The following is a 9,705-nucleotide window of genomic DNA, read 5'->3' on the forward strand; positions in this document are numbered from 1 at the left end:
CCCAGATATACAACCAGGATTAAGATATTGAGCGCACATAGCCATTGACGAGGCATTGCAAGTTCTCCACCAATTAACTCGGTTGTCCCTCTGGGAGTAGTAAGGAACCAGAAGCTGCATAATTAATATTTCCTGTTTAAGTTAAAACTTTGACAACTTTTACATAACTTTTACATTTAGTCTGACAATTTAAAAAGCCCCCCTACTCCCCTTTACCTAAGAGTTGAGTGATTATTATTATCAAATATCAATAATTACTGTTATGGTGTCTAGTGATTGTTGAACACCATAACAGACAACCTTTTAATTAGTTACTTGGCTTGTCTCAAGTGCTTCAACTTTTTCTTGCGTGAGATTTACCAGTCCTTGGAAATTTACATTAATATCCCATTCCAAAGTATTGCCAAATATTGTTGCGTATTGACCTTTTGGATACTTGAAGTAAACTTCATTTGAAGCTGCTTTCCATGACGCAACAAAAGGTTCTAACCATTCAATTACGCTTCCATTGCCAAGGTTCCTCCATTCATGTTCTGCTGATAAAATCAGCGGGATATCCATGCTTGTTGCATTTTGAATTGGCAAAATCAACTTTTCCATTGTTTCTTGTGAAAAAGATGTACCGTTAGCAGTATTGTAGTTATTTAATGTCGCAACAGGAACTTGTTGAATGTTCTGTGCAACGTAACGGCCGCTAATTTGGAACAAGTTATCCAATTTTGAAAGCTGACGGTAGTAGAAAGTGTTGACTGCTGGGTTTAATTGAGGCTGTAGCTCAGTTGGGTAAACGTTCCCTTCCTTATCTGCAAGCATGTATTGCATTGTGTTAGAACCAACAATCAAGCTAGCCTCTGGATCTACTGGAGGCGTTTCAATTCCAGGAAGGCGTACTGTTAATTCTTGAGGGATGGTAAGATTTAGTCTATCCAACTTGGTTGAAATATCACGAAGCGTTAAAACCACTTCATCGATTATACTTTTTTACAGCTCAACCCAAATGCTCCAGAATATAGAGATAATGCCGACGGAGGGATACAATTAAAGGGCTATAGTAATATAGATGATTGTGAAATTGCTGTTGTTATTCGACAGCAGGAGCCAATTACATATAAGTTAGGAGGGGATGAAGTGGCTAACGTGAGTGTAAGTCTCTGGGTGCAAACTGACGTTTCTTATTCAGATGAGATAGACGACTATGAACTTGCTAGCATCATTGACAATTACAGTTCTAGCGACTACGACATTGTCGGATACAAAACTTTTTTTATCAATGGAATCACCCCCGGCAAACCTATTACATTCAACATTGATGCAGCCGGAGCAGGGTATAGAAGCGGCAGTCTAGATATGCAATCAATTAAACCCGTTGAGGCGCTAATGTTTTTGTTCAAAATAGGTATTAACAGGTTATTAAAAGATGATTTATCTGATTTTATTCGTAGCCCTAATGGATTTGGAGGTATCTTTGATCACGTAAAAAAACTTGACGACTCTAGTGGTGGGGAAATAATCATTAAACCGAAATTCAATTTTTTAGCAGGTAGGTTTGTTGCTAAACAAAGATTTTGGGGGATGAAAGATACTTGCATCATCACTGATTATCAACCCAACATTGACAATCCCGAACAAGGTGGCACTTTTACACTTGGAGGGCTTTGATTGTTAAATGAGAGAAGGAATTAAACGAGAGGTATGCGGTCACATTAGACCGTTGAGGTTGAGCAAGGAAACTCTTCCTGGCAACATTCAAACATTGATAGACTGGGCACTGATCGCCAACTATCACCAACCTGCCAACAGTACTGATTATATATTCAAAGGTCAGCTAGAGTATCTTCAGTGCGATTATTACATCAAGAGCTTGAGTCGAATTCCCGACGCAGGATTACCCAAGGTTAACGAATTGAGAGAAACTAACCTGCAAAAGCAATCGAAATATTATGATTTTAAAAGGAAATATAATGTCAAAAGTAAACACACTATCGAGCTAATGATTCATACCCTATGGGAAGATGAAGTTTGGGGGATACCTAAAGCGGGAGAGTTTCTGTACAACTTAGGCCAGTATGGATATCTTAATTTATTTGACCCTTATCTACTTAGAGATGCAGAAATCTTATATTCAGATACTCGTTACAAAATAGGAGTGAGCATAGATGGGAACTTGGGAGATTTTGATATTGTTGAAATCAACGGCGGTTACACTGGTAGTATTAGTTACTTTGAAGGTGAACCTACAAAAAGGTTGTCAGAAAATTCAGGAAGTGTAGAAGTTGGCTTAAGAGGGACAGAAATACTCTCCTCCCGCCACAATAGAAAAATTCTGTTTGTGAGTAATGATGGGGACTCTAAATTGTATTTTAGGTTTGCAAATAGCAGTTCGCTAGTTTCTACTAACTCACCATTCCTAGAGCCAGGTGAGAGTTTATCGATTGATTTCGATCGAGCTACCTGGAGTGGAGGAAATCAACATCAATGGATAATGCCAGCGACTAAATATTATATACTTCAACGGCTGTACGGCATTAGAGAAAAAGGCAGTGGTAAGGTTGGCTATCAAGAATTCTATGGTTAGTAAAGGTAATTATGGGAAAAGGATTAGCAGGCAGAAGAGGAACTAGGCGTCAAGGAACTGGATTTGGAGCTGGTGCTGGCATAATCGACGGAATGCCTTCGATTACTTTTGGCTTTGAGGAAGCTGGTATTGGAGCTAAAATTCATATCAGTATGGAGAAGGTAGCACTGACTTTAGGAATTGGAATTGCTGCGGTAGAATTAGACTTAATAGAAATAAACAATTCCAAAGTTAGCTACGCCTTTGATACTTACAGTATTGAGGGAGAGCGCGATGGCTGTACTGTTGTCTTAACTTATAAAATATCAGGAGTGACTACTCATACAGAGGTGCGCCGGATTCCTGATTGTGATGAAGATAAGGAGCAAGAGGAAAAATTACCTGATGAGGATTTTGAAGAGCCAGGTTCAGGCGATAATGATTCCACGATAGAAATTCCAGGAAGTCCTTTAGATATAGGAGTTTTTTTAGTAGGAGTAACTCAAGATGCTTATGTCGCAGGAATAGCAAGAGAATATATGAACGCTCATTCTCAACGACGAAAGAAAACAGTAACTGAAGGAGAAATATTAGAATTTACTGCTACACGCATTGCTTGGAAAGTCATTTTGAAAGAAAAAGCCCAAAATCAGGGATGGTATCGGCCAAGTAGCGTTCATCCAGAGTGGATTCCTGTTGACTTGGGAGAACAGAGCGAAACTTCAGTGGAAAATGAAATGACTTTTTATCAGTATGATGGCTATACAATAAACTCTACTTTTTATAATTCTTCTTCTCGAGGAAATATCCGCAATGGCTTTTTATACGTAGGTTACGCTGGCCAAATACAAAAAGTAATTAAAAATCAACTTCCAAATGTTTTTTCTAGCACTTTGATTCCCGCTACTGAAAGATATGGAGGCTGGAATCCTCCCTCTCCTGTAGATCCACTTGGAGTATGGTTTTACTATAGCTTTAGTGTAATAGATTCCAGGCCAATTAAAGAGACTCCTACTAGGGGAGGAATTAACGGTAAGCAGTCTGGGAAAATACAAAAAAAGAAGAATAAAGATATGGATGAAAAATGCTGTGAAATGATCAGGCAAATCTACGATGTATTGGCTGTTGATGAGATGATTGACGAAGGTTTCTCAGCTCCTAACAGATTGATTGCCATGGAAGGGAAAGGTAATTATTTAGCTACAAACTATCTAAAAATACTAGAATTTCAAGTAAGAATAATGGACCACCTTGGCATCCATCCAATTGTAGCTGAACTTGAGGATACTAACCTAATCAAAGCCGGGAAACAAGGGCTTAAGCCTAAGACTGTAAATGCTCATGCAGCTATCAAACAAATATTAGAAAATAGCTATAAGAATGATACTAATAACGAAGCCATTTTGAGAGTATTGGGAGCCACCGACATAGCCTTATCCCAAATACTTAGAGCGGTAACGGAAGGCGTTAGAAAGTTGCGAGACATTATGACTTTTTTAGGAGTTCCTATAAAAGAAAAACAATTCAAAATCATAATGCCTTTTAATGTTCAGGCATTATATAAAAAGAAAACTACCAAAAAGAAGCAAGACAAGAAAACTGTAGAAGTAACAGAAAAAGTTTTAAACACTGAAGAAAAATTAGAGACACTTCTGCCCAAATTTATACAAAATTCACAACAAAACTTCCTTTATGAAGGATATGATGATGATCAACCCAATTTAATTTCTGAATTGAAAGAATATGACATTAGCGACATCGAGCAATTTACAAAAACCTAAGACCTTTCTGTTTTGCGGAGATAATACTGCTAAAAAATCTATTTATTTAGCTAACGAAAATCAATATGGTGTTGGAGGATTGCCTATCAATGACAATGTTATTAATCGGATGTTCCGTAAGGCAAAAAGGTTTGACATAGTTTTTTTTCATTGTACTTATCCTTTGGCTGGCTGCAAAGAAATTGAGACTATTAAAAGTATACAATCTAAGAGTATCAATGAACGATTATTTTCTTATCGTCACAAGCCTGACAAAAGGGGATTTTACAATGATAATTGGTGGAAGAATTTATCAAACGATGATATAAATTTTCTTTTCCAAAATTGGGCAGAAATGCTGAATTATTACTATCAAGAAAACCCTAATTTAGTGTTGATGCCTATTAAAGCACATTGGCATGACCGTCAGTTAAACTTGCCTAATAAAGCTATGCAAACGTTAGCTCAATTTGACCGAGTGGTAGACTTATCACCATTAGAGAATTATGATGAAGCCAACTATATTGATGAGTTTAGCAACCTTTCGGAGCAAGGTTTTAATTTAATTAAAAATAATATTTTCGAGTGGGTGAAAATTTAAATTATGGCAATCAAACAATATAAAATCAAACCTCACGGCAATCCTAATTCTGCTAATGTTTCTCAGACATCTAATCCTAGAACTCCGGAAGAAAAAGTTCAGGCGATCGCCGATTTCTTAGAAGTAGGATTAAAAGGAGTAATTGTTCAGCAATATGGAGAGCGAGCGTTGCTAATTAGAGATATGCAATATGCTGCGGGAACAGATGGAAGCAAGGGTTTAAACACTTATGGGAAACAGCTAGAAAATGATTTTTCTGGCATGGTATCTCGAAAGCAGCAGCCAAAAGTAGATAAAGAGCGACAGCCAGAGTTGAAGAAGGTTAGTAAGGAAAAAGCCGTAAAGGTTTCTGTCCCCGAGTCTAAAGGGTTTGGAGGTAGTCAAAAAAATAGTAAAGGTAAAAAATAATGGTAGTCATAGCAGCAGCAACTTTGTCCTCAGCTATTACAAGCGAGGAACCTGTAGATTTGACTTGGCTCAAGCAAATTGGTAGCCCGCTAGCTGAGTTAGTTAAAAAACCTGTGGTGTCGGCAGGAAACTTTTTAAATAGAGTTGCAGAAGGTGGTAAAGCTTTAGTCGAAAGCATCCGGAAAGGCACTTTTGGTAAGATTTTTAACCAATGGGCAAAGGACGATCCTTTGGCAGCAGCAGCCGGAACTGTGGCAGCAGGATTAGCTGCGGGAACGCTTTTGATTGTCGGTGGTGCAGCTGTGGGATGGCTTACGGGTGGTGTCGGTGCAGCTGTAAGCTCCCTTGGTGTTGGTGGTGGATTAGTTGTTGGAGGTGGCTTAGGAGGGTTAGCTACTGGTATTCTAACTACTGCTGAAACTTTATATGAATTTGATGTTCAGATTTCGGATAAGCAAATATTAGCAGATATTAAAGCTGCTGTTGATAATCTTTACGGCCCTGCGGGAGAATTCATTGGCAGGCAGATTGCAACTATGGCAGTAGGGGGATTAAATTCGCCACCCAAAGTTCGGATAAATATGAGGACTATGGCTCTAGTTTGGCAGCTAAAGCCAGAGCTGAGGCAGGAGATGCTTCAAAATGTATCTAACTTTGCTTATCAAGGTATTCAAACTGGGCTGCAAATCGCAATAAAGTACGCCTTTTTGCACGGCAGAAGGGCTATTAAAAAACTGTGGAAGCGATTTCCTGATGGAGTCAAGAAGTTAGTGCCTGGACTTGATAAGGCGATCGCTAAGTGGGGGGATGAGGATAATGAACCGTGGAGCCTGGAAGATGGGGTAAATAAGCTAGAAAAGACAGTGATTAAGGATGAGAGGATTAGAAACTTTAGTCAAGGATTGCGGTCTGGTTTGTGGCGAGGGTTTAGTGACTCAATTGAAATGATAGTTGAATAACACTTATGACAACTCAAAATAATTGGGAAAAGCAGATATTGGAGGAAATTTCCAATATTCACAAGGCGACAATAATCGGCGGAAGTGTTGGTAGTGGGGAGATATTTGAGCAAGCTAATATTGACTTGTATCAATTTACACCAAACAAGGATTTAGATCAAAAACAAAGGTATTATTTGGCTGGCCCAGAATGGTCAATCATCCAGCAGTCAAGCCTTTTGAAAGCTGGCCATGATATGTTAGGTGATCGCCTGGGTTTTACTATTGATTTTGAGGAATGGTTTGAAGATTTTGAGTATGAATTTCAGAAAAATCTGCCTTCTACTAAAAAACCAGCAGCAAGTAAGTTAAAACCTTGGGGAAAGGAACCCGCTAATAGACCTAAGAAGTTAAACCTACTTACTAAAGAGCAAGCTAGGGAAAGGGGGTATATGGTGATTCGGTTCTGGAAAGACCGGACTGTTGAAGATGATTCGGAGGTTTTGGCGGGTACTTATATTGAATTGAGGCAACAGTTGCTGGAGGGGATGAGGGTAGTTGAAGCTGCTAACAATGCTATGCCTCACATACCACCAGATCGTATTGCCCGTCGGACTCAACCAAGGGTATTTTTGCACTTCTTGGAAGATATAGCAGATGTAGAGCCTGGTTATTCTCCTGTTGCTGGAGAAATAAGCTTTAGACTAATGGATAAAACAGACGATCCAGAATCACCTTTACCAAAAATAACTAAGACTGATTTAAACAATTTAGCCATTAAAATTAAATCTTTGTTTTGGGATAATGGTGGTTATATTTGGAAAAAAGGCAAAGAAATGTATCCATATACCATGTGGAAACAAGGTTATCAACTTCAAATTTTAGCTAGAAATAAACCAGTTGCTTTAAATATAGTCAATAAAGTATTGGCAATTCAAGGTCATACATATAATTCCAAATACTTTAAAAGTAATTTACCAGAGGAGCCAGAAAAAAATTATCCTACTATTCCTAAAGAAATCAATGTGTTAGGAACGCAAATTAGAGAACCTCGTTACAGGCCTATAGCAGATGTTAAATTCCAATACTCCACAATTTTTCTAGGGAAATGGCCACAATTAATTACTTTGGTCAGTGATAAAGGAGAAATTTTGCCTAACCTTGTAAATTACTAACAAAAAACTCAGATAGGTTAACCTCTCTAGCGTAAAACCTAGCAATTTTTGAGCTAAAAATAAAAGATAATTAATTGACAAAAATACATGGCTAGATTATCAACCAAGCTTGTAAGGCTAAAGCGACAAGCTGCTGTAGCTGAGAGAAGAGAGGAGTATAAGCAGAATGCTTTGCAACAACAAATTAACCAAGGTATTACTACAGCTTATCAAGGTAGAGGCGAGATGATTACATATTATGTACCTTCTGTAACCGATCCAGAAGAATTGTACATAAGAGTATCTGTACCGGAAACGAATCTTATACAAATTTTAGGAGGAGCAGAAGAAATTAACTTAACAAGCATTGGCGGAACCTTGGATTTGCCAGCAAATAAAGCTTCTGCTCCTCAACGTGGCTTTTCTAACCATTATTGCAGTATTAAAGTTGTGCATAAACGAGCTGCTGCGGTAGCAAGACTTACAGCCTGGGGAACTAGAGTGCTTGATTACAATAACGAAATAGCTGGTCAAAAGAGTCGGCAACTTCCTATTGGTGGTGCCAACATGAAAGAAATTAATTTACTTTGGAAAACGATAGACAATGAAATTCAGTCTACCGCTAAACCATGTAATGTTTACCTTTTGGGAGTAGATAATTCTGTTATTGATAGCAAAACCTTGTCAGCATAAAATTAAATTAGAAAAATGGCACAAATCAAAGACTCAATATATTTATCCGAAAAAATAGAGCAAGAAGAAGCAAGACTGAGAGCTTTAGCTGCTAGGCGAGCAGACCCCAACAGACAAATTTCTTATCGCTCTCAAGGTGAAACTATAGATGTTTTAGTACCGTCTTTTCAAAAGCCAGCGGAGCAGTATTATATCGTTCGAGACACTGTAGCATCTATCAAAAAAGTTTGTGGAACAACTGATGCAGCAGGATTAGCAAAAATTGGCTGTTTGCCTTATACAGCCGACATTGGAGCTGCTGCAAAAGTTTCAAATAAATACGCTACAACTAAATATCCCAGAGTATTAATTGTTCATGGTATAGGAACTCCAACTAGACAAACAACAGAATGGGGCACGAGTTGGATAAAAAAATACAGCGAGGAAAGTGACGGACAATCTCACAGGTTGATTCCTTTTGGCTTTAACCCATCTTTAACAGGAACGCCGAGCTTTGACGACGTTTACGATTGGTTTCTTGAGCAATTTAAACAAACCTCACCTGAAGGGCCTTTAGCTGCGGTGATGGGGACTAATGGCACAGCTACTCTTATTTTAGGAAAAAATAGTGTTATAGCTTCAATCACACGAGGTTAATGATTGACCAAACAATAGTCAATAGTGAAAATTGGGCTTTAAGTTTTTATCAAAAATATGAAGCTGTTTATAAAGCGCCAAATCAATATTATCCTATTGACCCGATTATAATTCCTATCACCTTTCAAACTTCTAATATTGTAGTGCAACCTTTTAATCCTACTGTTCCTAGTTATTGGTGGTTGGGTGCGTATTTGGAAGTATTAATTAACATTCCTAATATTGACGCTAATGTTATTGCCTATAACCAAAATCTCAAAATCAACAACAAAACTTTAATTCAATTACCTACAGAGGTTAGTTATTCTTTAAAGTTTATTATTCCTACAAGAATGAGTGAAATAACTTTGTCTGTCTGGGAATATGTAGGATGACAGTGAAATAGAATTATTTTTTCTTGACGAATAGAGTTTAGACAAAAATATTTGAAGTGTATTTTTGAAATAAATTAACGTTATGTAAAGTTATCAATAAAATCTTAAAAAATGGCTCCAGAAACAGTTGTCACTATTGGCATGATAGCTACTTTTGCTGCTGTAATTATTGCTAGTTGGGCAGTTTTTAGGTATATCGGAGGAATGGAATACCAGATTAAGGAAAGTGCAGGCAACTTAACAAGCATAGCAAATTCTTTAAGGGAAAGGGATAGAAGACTGTTGAGAGAAATGAAACGTCACAGACTTTGCGTTAAAGATATTGAAAATTTTTTATCAAAGAATCTGGAGTATCATGTTCGCCCTTATATCGAAATGGATGAAGAAAATTTTTAGCCTTTCTAAAATTTTGACTTGTCCAAAGTGCGGAAGCACTGATATTAAAACAGGACATCACGAATACTGGTGCCAAAGTTGTGGCCATCACTGGCAGCGACGAAATAACGTGGGGATTCACCTTGACGGAGCAAAGTTTCTAAGTGGTTAAGTATCAGATCGGGAATATTGTCGAGAGAAGGCTTAGAGGT

General features: G+C 37.8%; 12 protein-coding genes. 11 read left to right on the plus strand and 1 reads right to left on the minus strand.

The window, feature by feature from the left end; translation table 11 throughout:
- Positions 1-303: 303 nt before the first annotated feature.
- Positions 304-963: a hypothetical protein gene (locus AC3DU7_RS16130; RefSeq protein ID WP_488040345.1), complete on the minus strand. Its 660-nt coding sequence runs from the start codon at positions 961-963 to the stop codon at positions 304-306.
- Between the two features lie 165 nt (positions 964-1,128).
- Here AC3DU7_RS16130 and AC3DU7_RS16135 point away from each other — a divergent pair, with 165 nt between their 5' ends.
- The 11 genes from AC3DU7_RS16135 (at position 1,129) to AC3DU7_RS16185 (ending at position 9,514) form a co-directional block, all read left to right on the plus strand.
- Entirely contained in the window at positions 1,129-1,659 is a 531-nt protein-coding gene (locus tag AC3DU7_RS16135) for a hypothetical protein (protein ID WP_488040346.1), read from the plus strand.
- A gap of 7 nt (positions 1,660-1,666) precedes the next feature.
- A complete protein-coding gene (locus AC3DU7_RS16140) occupies positions 1,667-2,575 on the plus strand; it encodes a hypothetical protein (RefSeq protein ID WP_488040347.1) in 909 nt (302 codons plus the stop codon).
- Positions 2,576-2,586: 11 nt separating this feature from the next.
- Positions 2,587-4,335: a hypothetical protein gene (locus tag AC3DU7_RS16145; protein WP_488040348.1), complete on the plus strand. Its 1,749-nt coding sequence runs from the start codon at positions 2,587-2,589 to the stop codon at positions 4,333-4,335.
- Positions 4,298-4,915 (plus strand): hypothetical protein, encoded by a 618-nt coding sequence (locus AC3DU7_RS16150; RefSeq protein WP_488040349.1) that lies wholly within the window; start codon positions 4,298-4,300, stop codon positions 4,913-4,915. The genes AC3DU7_RS16145 and AC3DU7_RS16150 overlap by 38 nt, the downstream gene beginning before the upstream one ends.
- Positions 4,916-4,918: 3 nt before the next feature.
- Positions 4,919-5,323, plus strand: coding sequence for a hypothetical protein (locus AC3DU7_RS16155; protein ID WP_488040350.1), 405 nt, complete (start codon positions 4,919-4,921; stop codon positions 5,321-5,323).
- The gene (locus AC3DU7_RS16160; RefSeq protein ID WP_488040351.1) at positions 5,323-6,282 is read left to right on the plus strand and encodes a hypothetical protein; all 960 of its coding nucleotides are present in this window, start codon (positions 5,323-5,325) and stop codon (positions 6,280-6,282) included. Before AC3DU7_RS16155 ends, AC3DU7_RS16160 begins: the two co-directional genes overlap by 1 nt.
- A 5-nt stretch (positions 6,283-6,287) precedes the next feature.
- Positions 6,288-7,436: a hypothetical protein gene (locus tag AC3DU7_RS16165; RefSeq protein WP_488040352.1), complete on the plus strand. Its 1,149-nt coding sequence runs from the start codon at positions 6,288-6,290 to the stop codon at positions 7,434-7,436.
- An 87-nt stretch (positions 7,437-7,523) separates the two neighbouring features.
- On the plus strand, positions 7,524-8,108 hold the full coding sequence (locus tag AC3DU7_RS16170) for a hypothetical protein (RefSeq protein WP_488040353.1): 585 nt from the start codon (positions 7,524-7,526) through the stop codon (positions 8,106-8,108).
- A gap of 15 nt (positions 8,109-8,123) precedes the next feature.
- Positions 8,124-8,744, plus strand: a complete 621-nt coding sequence (locus tag AC3DU7_RS16175; RefSeq protein WP_488040354.1) for a hypothetical protein — start codon at positions 8,124-8,126, stop codon at positions 8,742-8,744.
- Positions 8,744-9,118 (plus strand): hypothetical protein, encoded by a 375-nt coding sequence (locus AC3DU7_RS16180; protein WP_488040355.1) that lies wholly within the window; start codon positions 8,744-8,746, stop codon positions 9,116-9,118. Before AC3DU7_RS16175 ends, AC3DU7_RS16180 begins: the two co-directional genes overlap by 1 nt.
- A 111-nt stretch (positions 9,119-9,229) precedes the next feature.
- Complete coding sequence (locus tag AC3DU7_RS16185; RefSeq protein ID WP_488040356.1) at positions 9,230-9,514, plus strand: hypothetical protein; 285 nt, start codon at positions 9,230-9,232, stop codon at positions 9,512-9,514.
- Positions 9,515-9,705: the final 191 nt, after the last annotated feature.

This window comes from Okeania sp., assembly GCF_983059655.1.

Excerpts from the sequence above, each read along its gene's own strand:
- AC3DU7_RS16165 (WP_488040352.1), top strand. The coding sequence starts at position 6,288 with ATGACAACTCAAAATAATTGGGAAAAGCAGATATTGGAGGAAATTTCC.
- AC3DU7_RS16150 (WP_488040349.1), top strand. The coding sequence starts at position 4,298 with ATGACATTAGCGACATCGAGCAATTTACAAAAACCTAAGACCTTTCTG.
- AC3DU7_RS16175 (WP_488040354.1), top strand. The coding sequence starts at position 8,124 with ATGGCACAAATCAAAGACTCAATATATTTATCCGAAAAAATAGAGCAA.
- AC3DU7_RS16185 (WP_488040356.1), top strand. The coding sequence starts at position 9,230 with ATGGCTCCAGAAACAGTTGTCACTATTGGCATGATAGCTACTTTTGCT.
- AC3DU7_RS16140 (WP_488040347.1), top strand. The coding sequence starts at position 1,667 with ATGAGAGAAGGAATTAAACGAGAGGTATGCGGTCACATTAGACCGTTG.
- AC3DU7_RS16145 (WP_488040348.1), top strand. The coding sequence starts at position 2,587 with ATGGGAAAAGGATTAGCAGGCAGAAGAGGAACTAGGCGTCAAGGAACT.
- AC3DU7_RS16160 (WP_488040351.1), top strand. The coding sequence starts at position 5,323 with ATGGTAGTCATAGCAGCAGCAACTTTGTCCTCAGCTATTACAAGCGAG.
- AC3DU7_RS16170 (WP_488040353.1), top strand. The coding sequence starts at position 7,524 with ATGGCTAGATTATCAACCAAGCTTGTAAGGCTAAAGCGACAAGCTGCT.
- AC3DU7_RS16155 (WP_488040350.1), top strand. The coding sequence starts at position 4,919 with ATGGCAATCAAACAATATAAAATCAAACCTCACGGCAATCCTAATTCT.
- AC3DU7_RS16180 (WP_488040355.1), top strand. The coding sequence starts at position 8,744 with ATGATTGACCAAACAATAGTCAATAGTGAAAATTGGGCTTTAAGTTTT.